Below are 22,580 nucleotides of genomic sequence, written 5' to 3'. Positions count from 1 at the left end.
ACGGACGTATATCGATTGCGGCGTCAGAGACCGTATGCGGCAGTTCATCATCATCGGTCACGAGGTGCCGACGACACCCGATTTCTCGCTCGATGACACGGCGGGTGGCGCGGGGCGATTGGACGTACTTTGTCGGTGTGTCACGGGGGCGTTTCTCCTCTCTCATTCGATTCGTTCGGACGTTCGGTGTCGAGTGGTGCTCTCCGATTCGTACACGATCCGGTTTGAGGGAAGCGAACTCCGCGGACTTCATCCCGACGAACGGAGCACTGCCGCACGCATCAAGTCCACACTCGAACACCGCGACCGTGCGATCGGCCACATGGAAGCGAACCCCTCTCCCGGCGTGTATCTCTCTCGGGTCGGCGTCGAGACCACACTCACGAACGCCGCTGAGGAGGGAACCGTGATCGAACTCCACGAGGACGGACAGCCGATCGGGGCGTCCGATCTCCCAACTGATCCGGTGTTCGTTCTCTCAGACCACCGTGATTTCACTGAAACTGAGGCGACACTCCTCTCGGAGACGGCAACCCAGCGCGTGCGCCTCGGCCCTCGTCGATTACATGCCGACCAAGCGATCACCGTCGCTCACCACTGTCTCGACACGAACGGCTACACGGAGTTTTGACTGCTGTCGATCGAACCCGGAAGCGTTAACAGTACAGTACTCCCAGTATGGAATGCGGGCCGGTGGGGTAGCTTGGTATCCTTCGGCCTTCGGGTGGCCGTAACCGCAGTTCGAATCTGCGCCGGCCCATTTCTGCCCGCACCGCCACGTTCTCAGATCTCTCTGAGCGCGTCGCTCTCTATTTCATTCGATACAGATAGACAAGCCTGTCGAGACAGAAACAATACGGAACGAACGCCACTTTACGCCGGCTGATATTTGATCGTATCGGTCCACTCGCCGTACAGATCGTCGGTCTGTTTGTCGATATCGAGCAACAGGATGCGGATTTTGAGCGTCCCAGGTGCGAACTGTTGGAGCGCGCCCTGATCGACCGGCACTTTGAACGAACCTTGCTTTCTGAACGGCACGAGGTCGGTCCGGGCGACGAGCGTCCCGTTGATTTCGACGGCAAAATACGGGTCGCCGTCCACTTCCGGCTCGGGATCCACGTCCTTCATCCACGTGTTGGCACCGACCTGCAGGTCGAAATTGCTGTATCCTCCGCCGGACGCCTTTTTGTTGATGATGTCGACATCGTTGATACGACCGTCGCGTTTGTCCTCCGTTGGCTTGTGGGGCGTCTCTGGAGGCGTCCACGATCCCCCTGGTGTCCGTTCGGCAGCGTCTCCGCTTGAAGTCGATTCCGAGGTGTCTGCCGACTGCGATGCGACTGTCGCTTCCGTCGTTGTCGGTTCCGATACGGCGGGCGGCTCCGGTGTGGCCTGTGGTCCTATGTCCGCCGAGGGATTCGAGTTCGATTCCGATTCTGGTGCCGTGGCGTTCATATTTTCCAGAATACTGCCACAGCCGGAAATCCCTCCGAAAAGAGCGACGGAGGTTGTACCGAGGAGCTTCCGTCGCGTTAGGATTTTGTCTGTCATGTGTTGTAGTTCGGGATGTTTTCTCCACCGACGATCTCGATGGATAGCATATCCATCGTGAACGTTCTACACGCCCGGACAGTAGAGGTAGTATCTTAACACTGTTGTTTCATTAATTATGATATGGAATATATCTATTGTAATACAATACAAATTATGTTTGAGTAGTGAAATAAATTGCGAGTGCTGTTAGCTGCACTTCATTATGGAAGTCAGTTATCAGAAGTGTCCGCGTATCGTTCCCTCGTGCAACGGATTAGACACGGTCGGTCTCGTGGGTGAGAACGCGAATGTTCGTCTTGTGACCGTCCAGTATCCGGTTGCTGGCGAGACCCCCACGAGAAGCCACACCGTCAATCACGGACTAGCTCCGGTACCCTTCTCGTGCTTGCGTGCACATTGACAGCGCAACCGGCTTGTACGTGCACGGGAAGTGATGGGCATGGGCGATCGGAGTGCGGCCGTCACTCGGGAAACAGCGGAAACCGCGATCGAACTCACACTTGCTATCGACGGCGATGGCGAGGCAACCATTGACACCGGCATCGGGTTTTTCGATCACATGCTCGAATCGTTTGCCAAACACGGACTGTTCGATCTCACGGTCCGCTGTGATGGCGACCTTGCGATCGACGACCATCATACGATAGAGGATGTCGCTATCACGCTCGGAGACGCGTTCGAAGAGGCGCTCGGTGACAAACGCGGGATCGTCCGCTTCGCAGATCGGCGCGTCCCATTGGACGAAGCCGTCGGGAGCATCGTGCTTGACGTGAGCGGTCGCCCGTGGTTTCAGTTCGAGGGAACGTTTTCCCAGCAGCAGGTGGGGGAGATGACGAGCCAGATGGCAGCTCATTTCGCCCGCTCGCTCGCAATGAACGGCGGGTTGACACTGCACACGAGTGTCGAAGGTGAGAACGCCCATCACGAGATCGAGGCGTTGTTCAAATGCCTTGGCCGGGCGCTCGATGACGCTACCCGGATTGACGAGCGCCGATCGGACACGCCGAGCACGAAAGGGGAACTGTAATATGTTCGATGAGATCATGCAGAAGTTCGAGAACAGTCCGAGTCAGCAGGCGGTCGTTCGGCTGCTGCTCGAACGAGGATTTTCGGTGAACGACGATGGCCGTGTTGTCTCAGGCGGGATCGAGATTCCGAACACGGGGATCGCCCGAGAGATCGACGTGGATCGTCGCGTCGTCGACGCCACGACCGATGAACTCCTCGAAGACGAGGAGCTGCGACGGATCTTTCAGAACATCTCCGCCGTCGCGTCGCTGAAGGATCTGGCCCCAGTGCTTGATCTGACCGTTTTGACTGTGTACGTTGACGACGCCAGCGAATCGGGAATCATCATCGACGTAACCGACCAGATTGCCGCGCGGGATATCACGATTCGACAGCTTTTCACCACCGATCCGGAGTTCGCGGACACACCATCACTCACGATCATCACCGACGTGGAACTGCCCGGCGATCTCATCAACGATGTCCGGGCGCTCCCGTTCGTTCGCCGTATCGAGATCGAATGACGGACTCCGACGGGCGATCACGCTCCCGTTCGGATTAAGTCGATCGCACCGCTGGGTGTTTTCATGGAAACGGTTTCACTCGGCCAGACAGGAACGACGGTGAGCGCGCTTTCGTTTGGGACGTGGCGGTTCGGACGCGAAACTGACGCCGGCACGGTTGAAGTCGACCGCGAGCGTGCCCACGAGTTGCTCGATCTGTACGCGGAGCACGGTGGGAACTTCATTGACACCGCCGACATGTACGGCGATGGAAAAAGCGAGCAGTGGATCGGTGACTGGCTCGAAGCGCGCGATCGAGAGCAGTTCGTCATCGCCTCGAAGGTGTACTGGCCGACCCGTGAGAACGATCCCAATGGGCAAGGTCTCAGCCGAAAACACCTCCGTCGGCAGATCGATCGGATTCTCGACCGACTCGGCACCGACTACCTCGATGTTCTGTACACCCACCGATTCGATGAGCAGACACCGCCTGAGGAGTTCATGCGCACGCTGAACGGGTTCGTCCGGGACGGAAAAGTGAATTATCTCGGTACGTCCACGTTCGAACCGCAGGCGTGGCGGGTGGTCGAAGCCAACGAGATCGCGGACAAACGTGGTTACGAGCCATTCACGATCGCCCAGCCTCGTTATAATCTCATCAACCGTGAGGTCGAACCGTCGTATCTCGACATGTGTGAGCGCTACGGGATCGAATGCTGTCCGTGGAGTCCGCTGGCCGGTGGCTTTCTCACCGGCAAATACCGGCGTGGTGACCGCGTCCCCGAACAGACACGCGGCGCACAGTCCGACCAGTTCGCTGATCGGTATCTCACTGACGAGAACTTCGAGGCGCTTGATGTCGTCACCGAGGTAGCCGACGAACTCAACGCCACGCCAGCACAGGTCTCGCTCGCGTGGCTGTGTGATCACCCGCAGGTCTGTGCCCCCATTGTTGGCGCGCGAACGACCGATCAGCTCACCGAAAATCTCAGTGCTGCTGAGCTGTCGCTGTCACAAGATCAGTTCGATCGACTGGCGAAGGCGAAAGCAACGCCGTCACTGGTGTGAGTGGCGACGACACCGGAATCTGATCGATCCTACGGGGAACACATTACACAGTCCAAGACGAGTGGTGGTTCGATATCGCTGACAATCTTGGACGCAACGTCGAAAGAACAGCACAGGATCTCAACGCGATCGCCCGCACGTCGGCGTTTCAGGCGTCCGTCGAACAAATCGGGTGACTTCCGAATGTGGAGGGTTCCCGATTCGAGTTCGTGCCGCTCGTCGTTAACCGCCACTACTCCGAAACCGACGGCTTCTCATAGCGATCACTCGATATCCATCCCTTCGACGATTTCGAACGACTCCGTGCCCTCGAACCGTGTCGGATCGAACGCGTCGATCCCGTCGCCACCCACCAATTGCGCAGCGATACGCTCCCCGATCGCGGGCGAGCGCATGAACCCGTGGCCCTGCCAGCCAGCAGCGACGAACAGCCCCGGTCGTCGCTCGCCCAACAGCGGATCGCCGTCGGGCGTGGCGGTGCACAGCCCGGCCCACGCGTTGCTTGTATCGAGTGTCCGTCCGATCGCGGTTTCCGTGTACGAATCGACCGCCTCGATGAACCACCCATCAGCCGAGCGACTCCAGTCGTCAGGATCGCGCTCAATCGGTTCGGTGCCATCTCCGACGAGCAAACCTCCCTCGTGTGGCCGGAGGTAGTACCCGCCTGTAGCGTCGAACAGCATCGGCACGTCAATCGCAGTCGATGCGGTGGTGAGCGCCTGGACACGGTAGGGTTTGAGCGGGATTTGAACGTCTGCGTCGGCAAGTACGCGCTTCGTGTGCGCTCCAGCGGCGACGAGCACCGCGTCGAACGACTCACGGCCGGTCGACGTTTCGATCACCGTTTCCGATCGGAGTGTGGCTGGCGTTTCGGTGTAGATCGTTGCACCCGCTTGATCCGCTGCGGCAGCGATTGATCGAGTGTACGCCGCTGGATCCGTGTAGCCAGCGTTTTCAGCGATCGCCGCGACAGCGATGTCATCGACTCTGAGCGCGGGATAGCGATCCGCAAGCTCATCGACCGAGACGACCGAGACGTTCCGGCCGTGTTCTTGCATTCGGGGCACCTGCTCGCGGATAGCAGCAGCTCGCTGTGCATCGCCCGCACGGGCGAGCCAGACGTACGGACGCGACGTGAATTCGATCCGACCCGCTCGGGACCACTCCCGAAATCGGGTGAGCGCCTGCTTACCGACTGTGGCGTCGATCGGCCCTGCGTACGCGTCATAACAGACCCCAGCCGCGCGGCCGCTGCTCGCGCTTCCATCACCGATCGATCCGCGTTCGTAGACGGTCACGTCGACGTTTTGCTTCGTGAGTTCGAACGCGACAGTGACGCCGACAGCGCCGCCCCCGATCACCGCGATGTTCATCGTTGTCTCACTGACTGAGTTCGATCAGTTCGGATCACATCTTGTGAGCACCACAGACAGCTGATAGCTCCACTGGAAGCGTTCCTCTCGACCATACACCTTGTTCATCGCGTCGATACTTAGATACGACGACAGATCAGCTATGGTCGCTTTCTCGTACACTCGCTGCCACAGATCGGGCAGCGCTCGGGATCGTCGTCGTACACCCGGCCACAGCCGACACATTGGAACTGCCAGTCGCGTTCCTCAGTGATACCTTCCTGATCGATCGAATCAATCCCGACAGAGAGCTTCTCAGCGACGTTTTGCATCGCGTAATCGTCGGTAACGAGCGTTCCATCGAGTTCGAGCGTCGCGGCGAGCAGCCGAACGTCCGTTTCTGAAAGCTCGTCGAGATCGCCGGTGTCGCGCGCCGTGCGTTCGACGTGCTCGATCGCCGTCGTATCAGGAACGTGAACGTGCATACCGCTCCCTTCGAGCGCGTCGAACCGATAGCCGCTCTCCGCGGTGAGTTCCTCGCGGACGCGGGGCACCGTGGCTGTTCGTCCAGTAGCGTTGTACTCCTTGATGAATGCCGAAGCGTCAAGAACTCGCATTTATTTTAGCGGCGAACGATAACGTGGTCTTTGACGGCCGTCACCCGGTCCACGGGGATGAGATAGTGCCCGTAGTCGTCGGTTGCGAAGTTCTCATTGCCGTCCGCCCTGGGATCGACAATGAGATTTTCGAGCTGTCCGTTTTCGACGTCCATCGTGATGTTATGTAGTATCCCGATGTGTGTGCCGTCCGAACCGGTAATCGCCTTCTCCGAAAGGTTCTCGGCGAGGATCGTGGGCATATATTCGTCATACCGGAGGATAACATATAAAGACGAGGGAACCGTTCGGCCGGGTGGCAGTCGAAGTTTTCATACGGCAGATGCTTCTTAAGACTTAACCCCGCAGGCGGATAGACACTCACAAGGAGTTCTCTCCGGGTGAGTTCCATGTCTGATACGGATACCAATACCGATACAAGCTCTGGTTCTGGTGGATTGCGGACGCCTATCGTCGCCGTTCTTGGTCACGTCGATCACGGCAAAACGAGTCTCCTCGACACGATACGGGGATCGGCAGTCACGCAGGGTGAGTCTGGCGCGATCACTCAGCACATCGGCGCGACTGCCGTGCCGCTCGATGTGATTTCTGATATCGCTGGTGGATTGGTCGATCCCGACGACTTCGATCTTCCAGGGTTGTTGTTCATCGACACGCCCGGCCACCACTCGTTTTCGACGCTTCGCTCGCGGGGTGGCGCGCTGGCCGACATCGCCATCCTCGTTATCGACGTGAAGGACGGGTTTCAACCCCAAACTATTGAGGCGCTCGACATCCTCAAACGCACCCAAACCCCGTTCGTCGTCGCTGCTAACAAGATCGACACGATTCCCGGTTGGAACACGCAGGAGGACGGCCCAATTCAGGCCAGCCTTGACGCTCAGTCCGATCGCACGCGTGAGCGACTCGATGAACGGCTCTACTCGCTCATCGGTGAACTGAGTGACAACGACATTTCTTCTGATATGTACTGGCAGGTCCGTGATTTCCAGCACAACGCCGGACTCGTGCCGCTCAGTGCCCTGACCGGCGAGGGAATTCCCGACCTGCTCACCGTTCTCATGGGTCTCTCACAGCGCTATATGAAAGAGGAGATGGAGATCGACACCACGGGACCGGGATCCGGAACGGTGCTCGAAGTAACCGAGGAACGAGGGTTCGGGACGACGCTGGACGTAGTTCTGTACGACGGGACGATCCGAACAGACGACACCATCGTGGTCGGCGCGACGAACCGGACGATCGAGACCGACGTACGCGCGCTGCTTCAGCCTCGTGTTCTGTCGGAGATCAGGACCGAAAAGCAGTTTGAGCGGACCGATGAGCTGAGCGCAGCAGCCGGTGTGAAGATCGCAGCGCCGGATCTGGACGACGCCATCGCCGGTGCCCCTGTTCGTGTCGTCCGCGATCAGACGCTTGATTCCGTTACGGATGAAGTCGAAGCCGAGCTAGCTGAGATCGCGGTCGAAACCGACGAGAACGGCATCGTGGTCAAAGCCGACACGCTTGGAAGCCTCGAAGCGATCGCTAACACGCTTCAGGAGACAGACATCCCGATCGTTCGCGCCGAAGTCGGTGATGTGGCTGCCCGAGACATAGCCGTTGCCTCCACCGCAGATGAGCGACAAAACCGAGCCATTCTCGGGTTCAACGTCGATGTCCTCTCTGACGCCGCCGACCGCGCTGACCACGAAGATATCCGTGTGTTCCAAGACGATGTGATATACCAGCTGGTCGAAGAGTACGAGGAGTACGTCGCGGAGATTGAGCGTGCTCAGCAGGACACCGTCCTTGAGAACATCATGCGCCCGTGTACGTTCCGTATCCTCAAAGACCACGTGTTTCGACAGTCGAATCCGGCCGTGGTCGGCGTAGAAGTGCTCTCGGGCACGCTTCATCGGAATTCGCCCGTCGTCGTGTTCAACGGAAACGATCCCGAACGCGTCGGCATTCTCAAGGGCATCCAATCGCAGGGTGAAGATCTCGATACGGCACGAGCGGGAGAAAGCGTTAGCGTCTCCATTGATGGGCCGACCGTCGGACGACAGATAAAGGAAGGTGATGAACTGTGGACGGAACTCCCCGAAAAACACGCCAAGATCCTCGAACAGGAACTCCGAGAGGATATCCCGGCCGACGAACGAGAAGCGTTGACGAGATACCTCAACAAACGCCGTAACGTCGATCCCTTCTGGGGGAAGTAACGCTCGATCTCCACTATCGGTAATAACTATTAATTAGATCGGGTTCGATGCATTGAGATGTCATGATCGATGCGTCGCTGCACACGTATGACGCAGTGCTTGCAGTGATGATGCTTCCGATGGTCGTGGGGGCGGTCGTGAGCGTCGTGTCGTCGATTTCTGCGACGTTTGGGCTAGTCGCCGGTGGAATCCCATCGCTTGGGGTGCTCGGCTACGCGCTGTTTATCGATCCCCCGGAAACGGTTGGATGATCGATGGTCGCCCGATTATCCGGCAGTCGGATCGACATCGGAGATGGCGCGTTTGACTTGAAGAGCTGCTCCAGCGGCGAGTTCATGGGCAAGATCACTGTGTGTTTCATCCGAGGCGTCCGTGGGGACGCCGGTCGAGATGACTCGGCCCACGGGCGGCTGCACACTCACAGTTCCGTGCGTGCCGTCGGTTCGGCTTGTGAGTTCTGAGCCAACGACGAATTCGTCAGGGAGTAGCGCGCGAGTCTGTTCGGTCACGCTCGCTACGTCGCTTTGGAGCGCTCGGAGCTGTTCGCTAGAGAGATCAGCGTCTTCAGAGGGACCCGTGTATGGTGTGTTGCCGTGCATTCGACCGTTCCAGGAGCAGAGAGAACATAAATGATGCTGATTAGCGAAACCCCGCTAGCAACGGACTGTTTTCGGTACAGATAGCAAACGTAACTGATGGTTTTGGAGGACTGAAGGCTAACGCCCCGGTCTTCTGAGCGGGGCAGATGTCAAGTCGGCGTGTCCTCTTCATCGAGGAGAGTCCGTACCGGTATCGTTGTCGTCGTTCGGTTTTCGTCGATCGCAAACGAGTGTATCCACGGCTCCTCCCCCGATTCGATCCGTAGTTCGGGGACGCTTTCGAACACGTCTTTGAACGCCTTCCGAACGGGGGATACAGCGGGTACACGCAGGACGACGTTGTCGAGGCGTGCCACGGCCGACTCGTCGAGTTCTGCCACTACATCGCCCGCCGTCGGGTGAATTTCGACTCGAAATCCCCACGGCGTCATAACGAACGTGCGCCGATCGTTCGAACGCACCGACCAGCCACGAGATTCCGCGTTGGCACAGACCTCATCGATATCTGCCACTTGCAGGCCAAAGTGATCGAAACGGGGCTGCTGCCCCGGGGCAAGCGTGATGTTCACGGCTCCGTACTGATGGGTCTGTAGTTTCAATCGAAAATCGTCGGGCGTTCTGTCGTCGGGACCCAATGCAATGCTGTCCCCACGAACGCTTCCGAATCGTCGCTGCAACTGAAGCCCCGCGTCAGCGAGGCGCTCGGCAGCCACGGTAACGTCAGGCGTGTTGAAGTGGAGGTGAAAAAGCGTCGGATCGCTCATGAATGACGAACGTCTCGCCCATCGATAAGCGTGTGGGTCACACTAATGGCGTGCTCTCGCCATACACCGCCAGCACGATCGCTGTTGTGTATTCCCCGTCTCCAGTGTCGCTCGGGGCTGTCACGATCTTCTGACCCCTGTCAGTGAACTGCCCGTCACGAAGTGCCTGTCCGGCATCGAGTCCTTGATTGAGGTCAGACCGAACGTCATCGGAATCGGTGCCGCTGGTTTCATAGAAGATTCCGCGACCCGACGGTTCGGTCGTCCATCCAAGTCCTGCGACGGCCCGGCCGTCCACGACGGTTTGTCGTGCTTCCACCACAGTCAGTTGCTCACCCACCGGTCCGAGATCCGGCGCGACTCCCACCGCTTCGATGGCTGCGTCGTCCGGTATGACCGAAGACACCTGAACCAGGTTGTAGTTGTGAACGTTTGCGTCCGCGAGTGCCCCATCGTACGACGCCATCGCTGTCGGTGCGGACGCGCTCCCCCACACGACACGGATGAGTCCCATTGCGTACAAAAAGCCGGTCGGCGCGTTAAGAGATTTGGATCTAGTGTGGTGGCACAGATTTACGGCTCGTCCATCTCCTAAGCAAAGGAATTCAATATTTTAACAAACACTGTTTTAATAACTGGGGTTGTAGTGAGAGTCGATGCAGAAAGATCAGAAAATAGGAGTGGTGTTGAGTATAACTGCTCGCATGTTTAGAAACGTGACACAGCAACCGCAGCCAGACGTACCAACAAACGGATGAGTGATTTGATCGATACGGTGTGCGTCCGGTATACGGTGGGTGATGGACCTCTTCAGCCGAGTCGCGTCTGCGATCGCCCGTCTCGGGTCGCCGTTAAACGGAGGGGTGTGGACGAATGAGTCTGGTGTCGATGACCAAATGGCGGACGCTGGTGCTTGCGACCGTCGCGTTCAATCTCGCGTTTCTGGTGTGGTTTTCGTTTTCTCCGTTCACGGGTCCGATCGCCGCGTCGTTCGGACTGTCGTTAGGTGAGATCGGACTGCTTGCGAGTGCTGCAGTGTGGCTTGCCCCGCCGGGTCGTATCGTTACGGGGTGGCTCACCGATCGCTTCGGGGCGTCGACGGTGTTCACCACTGTCCTCGCTTACGTCGGTCTGGCTTCGGTGGTGAGTGCGTTCGCTCAGACGTACACGGTGTTTTTCCTCACTCGCCTCGTCGTCGGCTCAGCAGGGATCGCGTTCGTTATTGGGATTCAGCACGTGGCGCAGTGGTTTCCCGAAAACCAACTCGGCACCGCTGAGGGCATCTACGCCGGGGTTGGCAACGCTGGCGCTGGCGCTGGTGCTCTCGTTTTGCCACGGATCTTCAACGACTGGTCTGGACCGTTGTTTGCGACCGATTGGCGTGCGGCCTTCTTTTATACCGGCTGTCTCGCCGTCTTGATGTCGATCGCGTACGCCCTGTTTGGTGAAGACGCCGCCACGAACAAACGCGCGGCTCAAACACGCGAGAGTGCGACCGTCAGATCATGGGCTCACACTGCCACCCGGTACGGCATCATCGCGCTCGCACTCGCCTACTTAGCAAGCTTCGGTATCGTCCTCTCGCTTAACGGCTGGTTGCCGACGTACTTCCGAGAGGGGTTTGGATCGGATCTCGTCCTTGCGAGTACGTTCGCGGCAATGTTCTCGCTGAGTGCTGGCACGCTGCGACCGTTGGGTGGGTGGATTAGTGACGTACTCGTTCGCCGTGAACGAAACATTCTGCCCGTCTTCCGAGGTCGGTACCGCGAACAGTGGACAGTCGTCTGTTTAATGTCTGTCGTCGTGATGATAAGCGTATTTGCCGTCGCTGGACGAACTGGGCTACTCCGGTTCACTATCGCGGTCGCAGTCTGTCTGGGAATGTGTTGTGGGATCACTGGCGGTGCGATCTTCGCACAGGTGCCCGCCATGTTCCCGCACCGATCAGGCACAGCGGCGGGCATCGTCGGCGGTATCGGTACGCTTGGCGGCATCAGCTTCCCGCTGATCTACTCGACTGCTGCCACGGCTGGGTACATTCATACCGGCTACCTGATCATCGCGGTCTGTCTGCTCCCGATCATTCTCGTGAACGCGTGGGTAGCGCAACCAGCCCGTGCTGCCCGAGCACACATCGACGGCGTGATCGAGATCACGTCGTCGAATGCGCCTGATCACCACGTCGAAGACGAGACACCTCACAGCACCGACTGAGTTCGGTTGCGCCTACTATTTTTTCGTTGTCGGTTGACGGGCTGATTGTGCTTCCAATGACGTGTCGCGGAGACGGAGCCACTACTCCGGCCGTAGAGTCGATGATCAATCGTTCCCGCGGGTCGGCTCCGCCTCTTCGATTTCGACCGGGTCGTTCTCACGGACAGTGTTGGTGACAATGTTCGTTCGTCCAGCGCGGATGTCTGGACTGCTCAGAATCGTTCGTATTCGTTCGTTCATCGTTGCTGTGTCGGGGAACGTTCCGATCGCAAGCACGTCGAATTCGCCGGTGATTTCATAGAGGCTGACGACGTGCGGATCGTTTCTTAGATCGTGCATGAATCCATCAACCGGGCCGTTCACGTCGATTTTGAAGATCACGGTCAGCTCATAGCCAAGCTGACCGTAATCGATTCGGGACTCATACCCCGTGATGATGTCGGTTTCTGTGAGGTGTTTCAGCCGTTTCTGAACGGTCGTCGCTGGGAGATTTGTTCGCTCTGCAACGTCCAACACGTCTGCGCGGCCATCGCGTTGGAGCGCGTTGATGATGCGTCTGTCCCGACTATCGATGTCGTTCGTCATAACGGTGGAATCGTATCGCTTCAGTTTCCACGGCTTAGACTGCGTCCTGTCCGCTGTTTCCGGTCCGTATCTGGATGGCCGACTCGATAGGAACGACGAACACCTTTCCATCGCCAGGGTTCCCCGTTCTCGCAGCTTCACAGATCGCGTCAGCGACATCGTCAGCTGGGATATCAGCGACGACGCACTCGATTTTCACCTTCTGGTGGAGATCGACGGTGTACTCTTCGCCGCGCCACTGCCCCTTTTTGGCGGGCTGTGAACCACGACCAGAGACGTTCGTCACCGTGAGTGACGGCGCACCGACATCTGCGAGCGCCCGTTTGATCGCGGCGAGCTTATCTGGACGGACGTACGCCATGACCAATTTGATTTCATCTCCGTCGGGTTGTCCGCCGTCCGTTCGCAGCGAACTCCCTCCTGAGGCGACGCCGCTTCCGTCGGTTGCTGGCGTTTCTTCCGGTCCGAACTCCGGATACGTTTCTACGCCATGTTCACTGATGTCGAGACCGTCGTATTCGTGTGCCTGAGAGACCCGGATCTGTCCAACAGCTTTGAGTGCACCGAAGATCAGCGACGTGGTGAGCACGGTCCAGCCGGTGATGAGGGCCACCCCGATCAACTGATTCGTGAGGCTCACGCCTGCGTCGGGAACAGTTAGTATCGGAACGCCGACTAGCAGCGCACCGATGACGCCCGCGCTGCCGTGAACCGAAAAGACTGCGCACACGTCGTCGATGTTCAGCCGTTTTTCGATCGCTTCGAACACGATCGGCAGCTGTGCCCCCGCGATACCACCGATGAACAACGCTCCGTACCACGTAATCAGGTTCGTGTTGCTCGTGATGCCGACTAATCCGGCCAGCATGCCGTTTGCGACGTACAGCGTATCGACCTTCTTCGTCTTTATGAGCGAGACTCCGCCTGCACCGATGGCACCTGCAGCCATCCCAAGCGTCGTTGTGAGTGCCACACGACCCACGTATTCGAAGTCAGCAAGGCTGGCGGCCCCTGCAGACAGTGGCGCCGCCGCCGTTCCGACGTTGAATCCGTACCAGCCGAAACAGAGAATCAACGTCCCTAACACCGCAAACGTGATCGAGTGGCCAGGAATAACGGTCGCAGTGCCATCTTCGTTGAACCGATCGATCCGAGGACCGACGATCCACGCGGCGGTAAGCCCCGCGATGCCACCCATCCCGTGAACGATCATTCCGCCTGCGAAGTCGGCAAAGCCGATGGTGTCTAGCCAGCCGCCAGCCCACGTGAGTCCTGTCACAACCGGGTAGATCACTGCTGCTAACAGCACTGTGTACGTGATGTACGCCCGTAGCTTCATGCGACCCGCGACCGCGCCGCTGACGATCGTTGCGGCGGTCATTGCAAACACTGCACCGAACAGCCAATCGATCCACCCCAGCGTGCTTTCGGGCGAGAAGATGGCAAAGAAGCTACCGGGTGTCCCTCCTCCCGTCAGTGCTGCGGTGAACGCTTCGACCCCTGCTCCGACAAGAAAGAACACGATGACGCCGACGCTCCACGTGAGCATGTTCTTCGTCAACTGGTTGGCAACGTTTTTCGAACGCACCTGACCGGCCTCTAACATCGCAAAACCAGCGTGCATGAAGAAAATGAGAAATGTCACTGTCAGGACCCACGTGTAATTAACTGCCTCGGTCACCGCTGTCGGATCGATCTGCAGTAGCAACTCGTTCATTTGCGTACCTCCGTGTGATTTCGCGTACTTTGTTGATATTCGTCTACCTTTACTCTGATTCTCTCTACACTCGTATCGTGTTTCACGTTAAAACAGCATGGAACGACAGTACATAAGCTTTGAGTTGATAATATTTGTTTTTAGATTCTGTAATAGCACGAACGTCTCATTTACTGCAGAATACGGGGGTGTATAAGGTTGTATTTTGACCAAAAACCAGACGTTCGGTCGGGTAGTATTGGGCGTTTGTCGAGGGTCATCTTCAGCGATTCTCCGTCTATAGCCCGCACGCGCCGGCACAAAATCGGTGCTCAGCGGAGACATGAAAATCGCGGCAAACCCGAGTTGATCCGCGTAATGATGGTTTCATAACCATTCTCTAGTTGACGATCTTTCACATGTGACGTGATTATTATCAATGGCCACGAAGCTTATGCCGACGGTTCTGAAATTTCTGATCGTCGTATATGACATCGGATCCTATCGATGCTATCGAGAGACGTACCACACGCCGGAGTATTCTCAAAACCAGTCTTGTTGCTTCCACATTAGGAATTGGAGGAACAGCAACAGGATTAGCTCAGACTGATGGCGCAACCAACAACGAGACAGAGACCCATACTCTTACCGTCGGACTGATCGCCTCCAATAGTGCGGACATCGTTAGCGGTGACGTTACAGTCGACGGCCGGACCAAGACGACGGCCCCTGTGGATGGGGACCCCGCCAAGATTCTGACGACGTTCGAACTGGAAAACGGTACGTACACTGTATCGGGAGAGAGTGACTTTCAAGGCGAGACGTGGCGCGCCAAGGACCAGGCGGTCACGATCGATGGAGCGGATGAGTCCGTCTCACTGCTTCTGTCCCCCCCTGACTCAGACGAACTTGACGACGCTCCTGCTACAGAATCTCACAGTCTCTCCGTCTATCTCGTCGAATCAAGCGACGCGGACATCGTTAGCGGTGATGTAACCGTGAATGGAACGACGAAAACAACCGAGCCTGTTGATGGTGCTCCGACGTACGTTCAAGCGTCGTTTGAACTAGAAGACGGTGCGTACACTGTTTCGGCGGCCAGCGAGTACCGAGATGAGATCTGGCGATCGAACAACAAGGAGATCACGATTGACGGAGCCGATAGGACCCTCGAACTGTACGTGTATCCGCCGGACTCAGACGAACTTGAAGACAATCCCAACGACGAAGAAGACACTGGCAGTGACGACGGTAGTGGTGGCGGTGACACTGGCAGTGATGGCGACTCGGCTAAAACCGACGGAGAGAACGCTGACGAAACGGACGGAACTTCCCAAGACGGTGCCGACAGTAACGCTGACGACGCTGACGAAACGGAGCGTGCCAACGATCAACAGCAATCCGCAACCGCTGATGCCCCCGATACTGGCTGTCCGAACGAGCAAGACAAGTAGTATAATTTTATTACATAGGAAATTATAAAAATGAACTGTACTCGACGACGATTTCTCTATAGTACCGCTCTTATCGCTGGCAGTGCTGGCTGTCAACAGTCAGGAACGGACTTTGCTTCGACGCCATCGACCGACACAGTTGCCCCAACGGACGGATCGACACCGAATAGCACCGATAGATTTGGAACCTCAACACAGACGGGATCCGTGGTAAAGACAGCCGATTCCGGCACTAAAACCGCAGCCAACGCAGTGTCCTCCTACACGGGTGAGACGATTCCGCACCTGCCTCACGCTTCAGTGACGGCCGCGCCGCCGACAGGCCAACGTGTTCAACCGTCGGCGGCCCAGCCAGTGCTGTCGGGGAGCGACGTAACGGATTACGGCGACGTGGAGTACGTGGCGGATCCGTTTTTGTTCGTTGAGTCGGGTGAGTGGCACATGTTTTTCGAGATTTTGAACAGCGACCGAGAACCGGACGCGCCGATCGGGCACGCCACCAGTCCGGACGGGCTGACGTGGACGTACGATCAGGTGGTGCTGGAAAAGCAGTATCACACGTCGTTTCCGCTGGTGTGGAAATACAAGGGGAGCTACTACATGTGTCCGCCGACGGGCCAGAAGGTGGAACTGTACAAGGCCGATCGGTTTCCGACTGACTGGACCCACATCGGCAACGCGATCGATGTCGATTACTATCCCCACGATCCGACGTTCATTCGGTACGACGGCCGGTGGTGGCTGTTCACCGACCGGGGCAATGAACAGGTGATGATCTATCACTCCACAGATCTCGAACGCGAGGGGTGGACACCCCATGAACGAAACCCCGTGGTCACTGATCGCCGGGATGCCGCCCGTCAGGGCGGCCGGCCGATCGTCCACGACGGACGACTGTTTCTGTACTTCCAAGATCTGGTGGAGAACTACGGCGACGCCGTCCGGTGTTGTGAGGTGACTGAATTGTCCCCGTCTACGTACACCGATCGGGAAGTGGCCGGCTCTCCCGTCCTTGAAGAGTTCGGCACCGGGTGGGCGAACAATGGGATGCACACGTTCGATCCGTGGTGGCGCGGCCCGGAGAAGGGCTGGCGCTGTGCCGTCGACGGCGTCCGCGCTCAAGAATCACTTGACGACCAGTGGACCATCGGTATCATCGATCTCCCGCCGGTCTGACGTTCCCCATTCACTCATAGTGACCATCTGAACCGCAAGGATGCAAATTGTTACTGTAGCACACGCTATACAATTAATTATATAGATTACAATATTTTGTACCAACATAGAATATATTTATTGCTCTATTACGTTGGTTTTAACGTGGTTATGAAATCACTTTACACAAAAGTAAGTAAACGAAATTTTTTGGGACTCCTCGCGACAATCGCAGCGGCTGGTGGGTATTATCAGCTAACTAGTGATGATTCCGCCCCTCCATCCGATACTGGACTCACGATGAGTTACGACGCGTCTGCGATTTACGACTCGATCATTCGCAAACGGACGAAAGCAGAGCTTCCCACACCACCCAAGGAGACGCCGGCGTTTGCGATCACTGACGGTGGAGTCTACGAGTGGCCCGCGGAGGGCACGGAGTGGTACAAGGTGCCACTCGGTACGAAAGCTGAGCCACTCGCACCGATCCGCACGGTCCACGAGCGCATCAAAGAGCGTTCAGTGTTCGGTCACGCGCTCAGTGATTTTGCTGCGGGACGTGTTTCCGACGCTCGGTGGGCGAGTTGGCCCATGCAGATGCCGAAGCATCTCGCGTCGTATCCAGTACACAAATCGACACCGGTTTTGATGTTTCACTCCGAAGGGAGCTATCCAGCGGAGTACACTGAAACATTTCCTCGGATGAAAAAGCGAGGGATTCCGTGGATGATGGCGGCCACACCGGATCGGATTGGAACTGGATTGGAACGGTCCCAACTGATCGAGATGATGATGCACGGCTGTGAAGTTGGTCTCTACACAGCTGATGGCGGTCACTTGGACGAGCATGTCGATGATTTAGGTGATTTGGAACGGATTCTGCTCGATCAAAAGCGTGCATTAGAGGAGATGGGATTTCCGGTCCAGCACATGATGCCCCGCAAGGGATCAGGAATCAACACCAGCCAGATCGACAACGCGAAATCGTATATGACTCGGACGGCGTTCGCGGCGAGCGGTCACGGGTACGCCGCTCCAGCCTCGGATGGGCCGCGCGCGGTTGGCAACGTCGCTCATCACGGCGCGGCGTCGATCAAGATCGAAGACGACGACATGACAGCGGCAGAAGCGAAGCAGATCATCGATAGGCTCACGAAAACGACCGATCGACTCCGGTTTTTCTTTCACACACATAATATCAAGGACTGGAACCGAATGGAAGCGATCCTTGATTACGCCGCTCAAAGGCGAGCGGCCGGCGCACTCGACTTAGCGACATCGACGGGCGGCTTGTTGATTCCGTGGGATCTCCCGGCTGGCAACATCGTCAACGACTCCGACGCTTCCTTTGCTTCCACGTGGGAGGACGGTGTCTGGGGTTCGTACGGCGCGTCCCCGACCGTCCGCACCGACGGCGGGAAAACGGGTAGCAACTACTGGGCGATGGGATCGAACATCAGTGGAAAACGGACGAACGGTCTTTCCGAGCGGCGGATTACACTCGCTCCGATATTCCCGGCTGGAATGCTTGATTTCCACGCCAAAGCTCCAACCGGACAAACGGCAACTGTCCGAACGCGAGTGGATTCGTTCACGACCGACGATTTTTCTGATAAAAAATTTGATACGTCGTGGACCGTTGATGACACGTGGACACGGATCTACGCCCCCTTCGGTTGTCCGCGTGCTGATATCGGCACCGATCACAGTGGTGGCTGGCGATTGGCGATCTGGACGACCGAAAAGGAGGTTCACGTCGACGATATCAAAATCTATCCCTGTTAATCAGTCCGACTGCAACGTACCATCTGCTCGTCAACTATTCATTCCATAAAACTCCGCTCGCTCATGGACTCGCTGGGATTTGAACTGGGCGAGACGATCACCCTCCCACCGGTCGGGTGCTGCGACTCGCTGGCTCAAATCCATCTCACCATTCACTCGCTCCATAAAACTCCACTCGTTCATGGACTCGCTGGGATTTGAACTGGGCGAGACGATCACCCTCCCACCGGTCGGGTGCTGCGACTCGCTGGCTCAAATCCATCTCACCATTCACTCGCTCCATAAAACTCCACTCGTTCATGGACTCGCTGGGATTTGAACCCAGGGCCTCTTCCTTGCGAAGGAAGCGATCTGCCACTGATCTACGAGCCCACAGTACGACCAAGCCACCGCCTACCTTTAACCGTTTCCGTTCACGCGCGAAAGCCGAGCGCGTGAGATGCCGATGTGGACCCGTTTGGGGTCTTCAGTCTTCGAGGACGATCTCGATACTGACGTCGTTCGGAACCTGAATCCGCATCAGCTGTCGGAGCGCGCGTTCGTCGGCGTCGATGTCGATAAGCCGTTTGTGAACACGCATCTCCCAGTGCTCCCACGTCGCCGTGCCCTCACCGTCGGGTGATTTTCGGCATGGGACACCGAGCGTTTTCGTCGGAAGTGGCACCGGACCCGAGAGACTGACGCCGGTCTTCTCGGCGATCTCTCGGACATCGTCACAGATGGTGTCGAGGTCGTTTGGGCTGGTCCCCGCCAGCCGAACGCGTGCTTGCTGCATCTATATTAGCGCTCCTCGACGCTCAGGACCTTGCCAGCGGCGATGGTCTGACCCATGTCGCGGATGGCGAAGCTCCCGAGTTCGGGGATCTCCGACGACGGTTCGAGCGACAGCGGCTTCTGGGGACGGACCGTGACGACGGCCGCGTCTCCGCTTTTGATGAAGTCGGGATTCTCTTCCTCGACTTCACCGCTCGCCGGATCGAGTTTCGTGTCGAGCGATTCGATGGTACACGCGACCTGTGCCGTGTGGGCGTGGAACACCGGCGTGTAACCGGCGGTGATCACGCTGGGGTGTTGCATGACGACGACCTGTGCCTGGAAGGTGTCAGCGACGGATGGGGGATCGGCGGCTGGGCCACAGACATCACCGCGGCGGATGTCGTCTTTGCCGATACCCCGGACGTTGAACCCGACGTTGTCGCCAGGCTCTGCTTTGGGCACCTCTTCGTGGTGCATCTCGACGGTTTTCACCTCACCGCCCGCGTCGCTGGGCTGGAACGTGACGTTCTCGCCGGGCTCGATGATACCGGTTTCGACGCGGCCGACCGGCACCGTCCCGATCCCGTCGATCGTGTATACGTCCTGGATCGGAAGCCGAAGCGGGGCGTCCGTCGGTGGCTCGACCTCCGGCAGGTCGTTGAGCGCATCGAGGATCGTCTGCCCGTCGTACCACGGCGTGTTGTCCGACAGCTCCGCCACGTTGTCGCCCTCGAACGCCGAGGTCGGGATGAACGTGGTGTTGTCGGCGTTGAACTGGACCTGTTTGAGGAGTTGCTTGACTTCCTCTTGGACCTGTTCGTAATCCTCTTCGCTGTAGTCGACGAGGTCCATTTTGTTGACGGCAATGACGAGTTCGCCGATGCCAAGGGTGCGCGAGAGGAAAACGTGCTCCTGTGTCTGCGGCTGAACGCCGTCGTCAGCAGCGACGACGAGCACGGCGTTGTCAGCCTGACTCGCGCCCGTGATCATGTTCTTCACGAAGTCACGGTGGCCCGGCGTGTCCACGATCGTGAAGTAGTAATCGTCGGTGTCGAACTCCTGATGGGCGATGTCGATGGTGACGCCTCGCTCACGCTCTTCAGCGAGGTTGTCCATCACGTACGCGAACTCGAAGCCGCCTTTGCCTTTCTCCTCTGCCTCTTCTCGGTACTGCTCGATTACGTGCTCGGGAACGCTCCCTGTCTCGAACAGCAGTCGACCGACGAGCGTGCTTTTGCCGTGGTCGACGTGACCGATGATCGCTAAATTCTGGTGCGGTTTGTCTGCCATTGATATCTCACGCGCAAAGCGCTGTAGGGGTTACTACCGGGTGAACCTCATAAAACGATTTCGAAAGCATAGCCCACTCGTTCCCTTCGCGTACAGCGGTTTGACAGATCATACCACGATTGATCAGTAGTGTCGCCCCGTTCGGATTTTGTGGTGGAGCTACCCTAGCTCAGCCGGTTGATATCTCCGAGTACGGCGGTGGCAGTTTCGTGTCCACCCGCGCCGCGGCCACTGATGTTCAGCCGACCCGCGTGTTCGGTGTGGAGTTGAACGATGTTTTGGGTGCCAGAGACGGCGAGCGTCCCGGTTTCTGGCACCAGTCGCGGCTCGACACAGATTTCGTCGTCGATGACTTCCCCGATAAGCCGGATCGTTCTGCCGTCCTCTGCGGCCAGTTGGAGGGCGGTACCCGGAATCTCTCGAATGCCCGTGACGGACGCGTCGGACAGGGCGTATCCGCCGTCGAAGAGGACGTTTGCAAGAATGACACATTTTAGCGCCGCGTCGGTCCCATCCACATCGAACGTCGGATCAGCCTCCGCCACACCGAGATCCTGCGCTTCCGCGAGTACGTGCTCGTAATCGAGGGATTCGGCGGCCATCCGTGAAAGGATGAAGTTGGCCGTGCCGTTAAGAACGCCCCGGACGGCGGTAACGTTCGATCGACCGAGATCTCCGATCGTCGTGAGAACAGGGATCGCACCCCCAACGGTAGCGTCGAAGAGCACGCGTCCGTCGCTGTCTCGTTCGCTCGTACGGATTTCGTCGTAGCGCTCAGCGATCGGTCCTTTGTTCGCCAACACGACGTGGCGGTCTCGTTCCAGTGCCTCGACGGTGTGGTTGTATCCCGGGTTGGCGTCACCGAGGGTCGTCGGCGTTGCCTCGACGAGCACATCGTACGTTCCCGCAAGCACGGCGTCAGGATCGTCGTCTCCGACGGCTCCCGACGTTCGTTTGCTCGTGAGGACGGCGTCGGTGTCGAGTCCGGTCGGGTCGATCGCTGCGCTATTCGAATCAGCGATCGCCGTTACCTCGTGGCCGTATGTGCTTGCAAGCTCCGCGACCGACGCCCCAACGGCACCCGCACCCATGATCGCCAGTTTCATCCAGAATCACCCCTCGTGAGCGGAGAGATCACTGTGAGATCCTTCTCCGCAGCTACCTCATGGATCGCTGCCAGCGCGCGGTCGGTCTCTCCGGCGTGCGCTGCGAGCCGGATACGAGCGCTCGAAACTTCATCAGTTTCGTCCGCTACCGTAAGCGACACATCAGCCACCGACGCGCTCGAACAGTGTTCGAACTGCGTGAGCGTGTCCGAGAGGTCCGTCTCAATCAGACGCCCGACCAAGAGCACGGTAAGCTCCTCGCTGTATCGTTCCGCACCGGCCTGAACAACGTTCACTCCTGTTTCGCGCAGCGTGCTGACGATCCGATCGAAGCGTTCCGGCGTCGCTTCAACGTCGACTTCGACAGGAATCTGTCCCCGTGGCGTTCGGTTCCCCCGCTCGTGGAAGATCGACAGAAGATTACCACCGTGTTCAGCGATCGGGTCGAGCGCGTTCAACAGCTTGCCCGGTTCGTCGTCGAGTTCCAGACGAACGGTGTGTGCTCTCGGAACCATTCGTTCACTCATCGATCCACCTCCGTCACGGCTAGGGCGGTTCGCATTGTGGTGTGAAACCACGAGAACGTCTTAACCGACTCGCTCTGCACGGAGGTTTGCCGGTGATTGGTGGCTTGGCAACACGAGACGAGGGATAACGACTACGTCATTACGTAGTAATAATTGTCGTAATAATGACCTTGTCTGTGCGCTCACTCGTCAATATCCGCATACAGCCGAGTGAGTGAACACTCAGGGCAGACGTACGGAATGACGTCGTATTTTTTGTTCGGGCCGAGCCGACCGAGTAGGTAGTCCTGTGGCTCGTCAGTGACGAGTGCTATCTTGGCGTTGTGCCCGAGCGCTCCGT

Annotated in this window: 25 protein-coding genes and 2 tRNA genes; 11 read left to right on the top strand and 16 right to left on the bottom strand. The window is 57.9% G+C overall.

Annotated elements, in window-relative coordinates; translation table 11 throughout:
* The first annotated feature begins 34 nt into the window (after positions 1–34).
* Both trmY and EIK79_RS04950 read left to right on the top strand, forming a co-directional pair.
* The gene (gene trmY, locus EIK79_RS04955) at positions 35–631 is read left to right on the top strand and encodes a tRNA (pseudouridine(54)-N(1))-methyltransferase TrmY (RefSeq protein ID WP_124954025.1); all 597 of its coding nucleotides are present in this window, start codon (positions 35–37) and stop codon (positions 629–631) included.
* A gap of 56 nt (positions 632–687) precedes the next feature.
* Positions 688–760 (top strand) — tRNA-Pro (locus EIK79_RS04950).
* A 113-nt stretch (positions 761–873) separates the two neighbouring features.
* On the opposite strand, the gene EIK79_RS04945 is transcribed toward EIK79_RS04950, so the two are convergent.
* Positions 874–1,458 carry a hypothetical protein gene (locus tag EIK79_RS04945; RefSeq protein ID WP_124954024.1) on the bottom strand — a complete coding sequence of 195 codons (585 nt, stop codon included), beginning with the start codon at positions 1,456–1,458 and terminating at the stop codon, positions 874–876.
* Positions 1,459–1,996: 538 nt separating this feature from the next.
* Here EIK79_RS04945 and hisB point away from each other — a divergent pair.
* The 3 genes from hisB (at position 1,997) to EIK79_RS04930 (ending at position 4,136) form a co-directional block, all read left to right on the top strand.
* Positions 1,997–2,584 carry an imidazoleglycerol-phosphate dehydratase HisB gene (hisB, locus tag EIK79_RS04940; RefSeq protein WP_221621686.1) on the top strand — a complete coding sequence of 196 codons (588 nt, stop codon included), beginning with the start codon at positions 1,997–1,999 and terminating at the stop codon, positions 2,582–2,584.
* Position 2,585: 1 nt separating this feature from the next.
* Positions 2,586–3,089 (top strand): amino acid-binding protein, encoded by a 504-nt coding sequence (locus tag EIK79_RS04935; protein WP_124954022.1) that lies wholly within the window; start codon positions 2,586–2,588, stop codon positions 3,087–3,089.
* A 63-nt stretch (positions 3,090–3,152) separates the two neighbouring features.
* Positions 3,153–4,136 (top strand): aldo/keto reductase, encoded by a 984-nt coding sequence (locus EIK79_RS04930; protein ID WP_124954021.1) that lies wholly within the window; start codon positions 3,153–3,155, stop codon positions 4,134–4,136.
* 263 nt (positions 4,137–4,399) lie between these two features.
* Here EIK79_RS04930 and EIK79_RS04925 read toward each other — a convergent pair whose 3' ends face one another.
* From EIK79_RS04925 to EIK79_RS04915, 3 genes are all read right to left on the bottom strand, one after another.
* Positions 4,400–5,509, bottom strand: coding sequence for an NAD(P)/FAD-dependent oxidoreductase (locus EIK79_RS04925; RefSeq protein ID WP_124954020.1), 1,110 nt, complete (start codon positions 5,507–5,509; stop codon positions 4,400–4,402).
* A 140-nt stretch (positions 5,510–5,649) separates the two neighbouring features.
* Entirely contained in the window at positions 5,650–6,105 is a 456-nt protein-coding gene (locus EIK79_RS04920; protein WP_124954019.1) for an NOB1 family endonuclease, read from the bottom strand.
* A gap of 5 nt (positions 6,106–6,110) precedes the next feature.
* Positions 6,111–6,347 carry a PRC-barrel domain-containing protein gene (locus tag EIK79_RS04915; protein ID WP_124954018.1) on the bottom strand — a complete coding sequence of 79 codons (237 nt, stop codon included), beginning with the start codon at positions 6,345–6,347 and terminating at the stop codon, positions 6,111–6,113.
* 147 nt (positions 6,348–6,494) lie between these two features.
* Between EIK79_RS04915 and infB the strand changes: the two genes are divergently transcribed.
* Both infB and EIK79_RS04905 read left to right on the top strand, forming a co-directional pair.
* On the top strand, positions 6,495–8,309 hold the full coding sequence (infB, locus tag EIK79_RS04910) for a translation initiation factor IF-2 (protein WP_124954017.1): 1,815 nt from the start codon (positions 6,495–6,497) through the stop codon (positions 8,307–8,309).
* Between the two features lie 62 nt (positions 8,310–8,371).
* Positions 8,372–8,560 (top strand): hypothetical protein, encoded by a 189-nt coding sequence (locus EIK79_RS04905; RefSeq protein ID WP_124954016.1) that lies wholly within the window; start codon positions 8,372–8,374, stop codon positions 8,558–8,560.
* 15 nt (positions 8,561–8,575) lie between these two features.
* Here the strand turns inward: EIK79_RS04905 and EIK79_RS04900 are convergent, their stop codons facing one another.
* The 3 genes from EIK79_RS04900 to EIK79_RS04890 form a co-directional block, all read right to left on the bottom strand.
* Positions 8,576–8,908 (bottom strand): DUF5811 family protein, encoded by a 333-nt coding sequence (locus tag EIK79_RS04900; protein ID WP_124954015.1) that lies wholly within the window; start codon positions 8,906–8,908, stop codon positions 8,576–8,578.
* A 149-nt stretch (positions 8,909–9,057) separates the two neighbouring features.
* On the bottom strand, positions 9,058–9,672 hold the full coding sequence (locus EIK79_RS04895; protein ID WP_124954014.1) for a VOC family protein: 615 nt from the start codon (positions 9,670–9,672) through the stop codon (positions 9,058–9,060).
* Between the two features lie 37 nt (positions 9,673–9,709).
* Positions 9,710–10,186, bottom strand: coding sequence for a pyruvoyl-dependent arginine decarboxylase (locus tag EIK79_RS04890; RefSeq protein WP_124954013.1), 477 nt, complete (start codon positions 10,184–10,186; stop codon positions 9,710–9,712).
* A 359-nt stretch (positions 10,187–10,545) separates the two neighbouring features.
* Here EIK79_RS04890 and EIK79_RS04885 point away from each other — a divergent pair, with 359 nt between their 5' ends.
* Positions 10,546–11,886, top strand: a complete 1,341-nt coding sequence (locus tag EIK79_RS04885) for a nitrate/nitrite transporter (RefSeq protein ID WP_124954012.1) — start codon at positions 10,546–10,548, stop codon at positions 11,884–11,886.
* Positions 11,887–11,991: 105 nt separating this feature from the next.
* Here EIK79_RS04885 and EIK79_RS04880 read toward each other — a convergent pair whose 3' ends face one another.
* Positions 11,992–12,471 (bottom strand): Lrp/AsnC family transcriptional regulator, encoded by a 480-nt coding sequence (locus EIK79_RS04880; RefSeq protein ID WP_185715510.1) that lies wholly within the window; start codon positions 12,469–12,471, stop codon positions 11,992–11,994.
* A 34-nt stretch (positions 12,472–12,505) separates the two neighbouring features.
* Positions 12,506–14,188: an ammonium transporter gene (locus EIK79_RS04875; protein ID WP_124954010.1), complete on the bottom strand. Its 1,683-nt coding sequence runs from the start codon at positions 14,186–14,188 to the stop codon at positions 12,506–12,508.
* Between the two features lie 467 nt (positions 14,189–14,655).
* Here EIK79_RS04875 and EIK79_RS04870 point away from each other — a divergent pair, with 467 nt between their 5' ends.
* The 3 genes from EIK79_RS04870 (at position 14,656) to EIK79_RS04860 (ending at position 18,561) form a co-directional block, all read left to right on the top strand.
* A complete protein-coding gene (locus EIK79_RS04870; protein ID WP_124954009.1) occupies positions 14,656–15,621 on the top strand; it encodes a hypothetical protein in 966 nt (321 codons plus the stop codon).
* 30 nt (positions 15,622–15,651) lie between these two features.
* Positions 15,652–16,797: a glucosamine inositolphosphorylceramide transferase family protein gene (locus EIK79_RS04865; protein ID WP_124954008.1), complete on the top strand. Its 1,146-nt coding sequence runs from the start codon at positions 15,652–15,654 to the stop codon at positions 16,795–16,797.
* A gap of 279 nt (positions 16,798–17,076) precedes the next feature.
* Positions 17,077–18,561 carry a polysaccharide deacetylase family protein gene (locus EIK79_RS04860; RefSeq protein ID WP_185715509.1) on the top strand — a complete coding sequence of 495 codons (1,485 nt, stop codon included), beginning with the start codon at positions 17,077–17,079 and terminating at the stop codon, positions 18,559–18,561.
* A gap of 30 nt (positions 18,562–18,591) precedes the next feature.
* Here EIK79_RS04860 and EIK79_RS18960 read toward each other — a convergent pair whose 3' ends face one another.
* The 7 genes from EIK79_RS18960 to EIK79_RS04835 all read right to left on the bottom strand — a co-directional run bounded on the left by EIK79_RS18960 (position 18,592) and on the right by EIK79_RS04835 (position 22,291).
* Positions 18,592–18,726: a hypothetical protein gene (locus EIK79_RS18960; RefSeq protein ID WP_267900525.1), complete on the bottom strand. Its 135-nt coding sequence runs from the start codon at positions 18,724–18,726 to the stop codon at positions 18,592–18,594.
* The gene (locus EIK79_RS17975) at positions 18,707–18,844 is read right to left on the bottom strand and encodes a hypothetical protein (protein ID WP_185715508.1); all 138 of its coding nucleotides are present in this window, start codon (positions 18,842–18,844) and stop codon (positions 18,707–18,709) included. The genes EIK79_RS18960 and EIK79_RS17975 overlap by 20 nt, the downstream gene beginning before the upstream one ends.
* 17 nt (positions 18,845–18,861) lie before the next feature.
* A tRNA-Ala gene (locus EIK79_RS04855) sits at positions 18,862–18,933 on the bottom strand.
* A 94-nt stretch (positions 18,934–19,027) separates the two neighbouring features.
* Entirely contained in the window at positions 19,028–19,336 is a 309-nt protein-coding gene (gene rpsJ / locus EIK79_RS04850) for a 30S ribosomal protein S10 (RefSeq protein WP_124954006.1), read from the bottom strand.
* A 5-nt stretch (positions 19,337–19,341) separates the two neighbouring features.
* The gene (gene tuf / locus EIK79_RS04845; protein WP_124954005.1) at positions 19,342–20,607 is read right to left on the bottom strand and encodes a translation elongation factor EF-1 subunit alpha; all 1,266 of its coding nucleotides are present in this window, start codon (positions 20,605–20,607) and stop codon (positions 19,342–19,344) included.
* 164 nt (positions 20,608–20,771) lie between these two features.
* Positions 20,772–21,713, bottom strand: a complete 942-nt coding sequence (locus EIK79_RS04840) for a homoserine dehydrogenase (protein WP_124954004.1) — start codon at positions 21,711–21,713, stop codon at positions 20,772–20,774.
* Positions 21,710–22,291, bottom strand: a complete 582-nt coding sequence (locus tag EIK79_RS04835; protein ID WP_124954003.1) for an amino acid-binding protein — start codon at positions 22,289–22,291, stop codon at positions 21,710–21,712. Before EIK79_RS04835 ends, EIK79_RS04840 begins: the two co-directional genes overlap by 4 nt.
* Positions 22,292–22,580: the final 289 nt, after the last annotated feature.

The sequence above is a fragment of the Halocatena pleomorpha genome (genome assembly GCF_003862495.1).
Taxonomy (GTDB): domain Archaea; phylum Halobacteriota; class Halobacteria; order Halobacteriales; family Haloarculaceae; genus Halocatena; species Halocatena pleomorpha.
Note: the sequence above shows the minus strand (reverse complement) of the source record. Positions and strands in the feature narration are given on the sequence as shown.

Bases quoted from the DNA above. Each gene is read 5' to 3' on its own strand.
- trmY (WP_124954025.1), top strand. From the start codon at position 35: ATGCGGCAGTTCATCATCATCGGTCACGAGGTGCCGACGACACCCGAT.
- EIK79_RS04945 (WP_124954024.1), bottom strand. From the start codon at position 1,458: ATGAACGCCACGGCACCAGAATCGGAATCGAACTCGAATCCCTCGGCG.
- hisB (WP_221621686.1), top strand. From the start codon at position 1,997: ATGGGCGATCGGAGTGCGGCCGTCACTCGGGAAACAGCGGAAACCGCG.
- EIK79_RS04935 (WP_124954022.1), top strand. From the start codon at position 2,586: ATGTTCGATGAGATCATGCAGAAGTTCGAGAACAGTCCGAGTCAGCAG.
- EIK79_RS04930 (WP_124954021.1), top strand. From the start codon at position 3,153: ATGGAAACGGTTTCACTCGGCCAGACAGGAACGACGGTGAGCGCGCTT.
- EIK79_RS04925 (WP_124954020.1), bottom strand. From the start codon at position 5,509: ATGAACATCGCGGTGATCGGGGGCGGCGCTGTCGGCGTCACTGTCGCG.
- EIK79_RS04920 (WP_124954019.1), bottom strand. From the start codon at position 6,105: ATGCGAGTTCTTGACGCTTCGGCATTCATCAAGGAGTACAACGCTACT.
- EIK79_RS04915 (WP_124954018.1), bottom strand. From the start codon at position 6,347: ATGCCCACGATCCTCGCCGAGAACCTTTCGGAGAAGGCGATTACCGGT.
- infB (WP_124954017.1), top strand. From the start codon at position 6,495: ATGTCTGATACGGATACCAATACCGATACAAGCTCTGGTTCTGGTGGA.
- EIK79_RS04905 (WP_124954016.1), top strand. From the start codon at position 8,372: ATGATCGATGCGTCGCTGCACACGTATGACGCAGTGCTTGCAGTGATG.
- EIK79_RS04900 (WP_124954015.1), bottom strand. From the start codon at position 8,908: ATGCACGGCAACACACCATACACGGGTCCCTCTGAAGACGCTGATCTC.
- EIK79_RS04895 (WP_124954014.1), bottom strand. From the start codon at position 9,672: ATGAGCGATCCGACGCTTTTTCACCTCCACTTCAACACGCCTGACGTT.
- EIK79_RS04890 (WP_124954013.1), bottom strand. From the start codon at position 10,186: ATGGGACTCATCCGTGTCGTGTGGGGGAGCGCGTCCGCACCGACAGCG.
- EIK79_RS04885 (WP_124954012.1), top strand. From the start codon at position 10,546: ATGAGTCTGGTGTCGATGACCAAATGGCGGACGCTGGTGCTTGCGACC.
- EIK79_RS04880 (WP_185715510.1), bottom strand. From the start codon at position 12,471: ATGACGAACGACATCGATAGTCGGGACAGACGCATCATCAACGCGCTC.
- EIK79_RS04875 (WP_124954010.1), bottom strand. From the start codon at position 14,188: ATGAACGAGTTGCTACTGCAGATCGATCCGACAGCGGTGACCGAGGCA.
- EIK79_RS04870 (WP_124954009.1), top strand. From the start codon at position 14,656: ATGACATCGGATCCTATCGATGCTATCGAGAGACGTACCACACGCCGG.
- EIK79_RS04865 (WP_124954008.1), top strand. From the start codon at position 15,652: ATGAACTGTACTCGACGACGATTTCTCTATAGTACCGCTCTTATCGCT.
- EIK79_RS04860 (WP_185715509.1), top strand. From the start codon at position 17,077: ATGAGTTACGACGCGTCTGCGATTTACGACTCGATCATTCGCAAACGG.
- EIK79_RS18960 (WP_267900525.1), bottom strand. From the start codon at position 18,726: ATGGAGCGAGTGAATGGTGAGATGGATTTGAGCCAGCGAGTCGCAGCA.
- EIK79_RS17975 (WP_185715508.1), bottom strand. From the start codon at position 18,844: ATGGAGCGAGTGAATGGTGAGATGGATTTGAGCCAGCGAGTCGCAGCA.
- rpsJ (WP_124954006.1), bottom strand. From the start codon at position 19,336: ATGCAGCAAGCACGCGTTCGGCTGGCGGGGACCAGCCCAAACGACCTC.
- tuf (WP_124954005.1), bottom strand. From the start codon at position 20,607: ATGGCAGACAAACCGCACCAGAATTTAGCGATCATCGGTCACGTCGAC.
- EIK79_RS04840 (WP_124954004.1), bottom strand. From the start codon at position 21,713: ATGAAACTGGCGATCATGGGTGCGGGTGCCGTTGGGGCGTCGGTCGCG.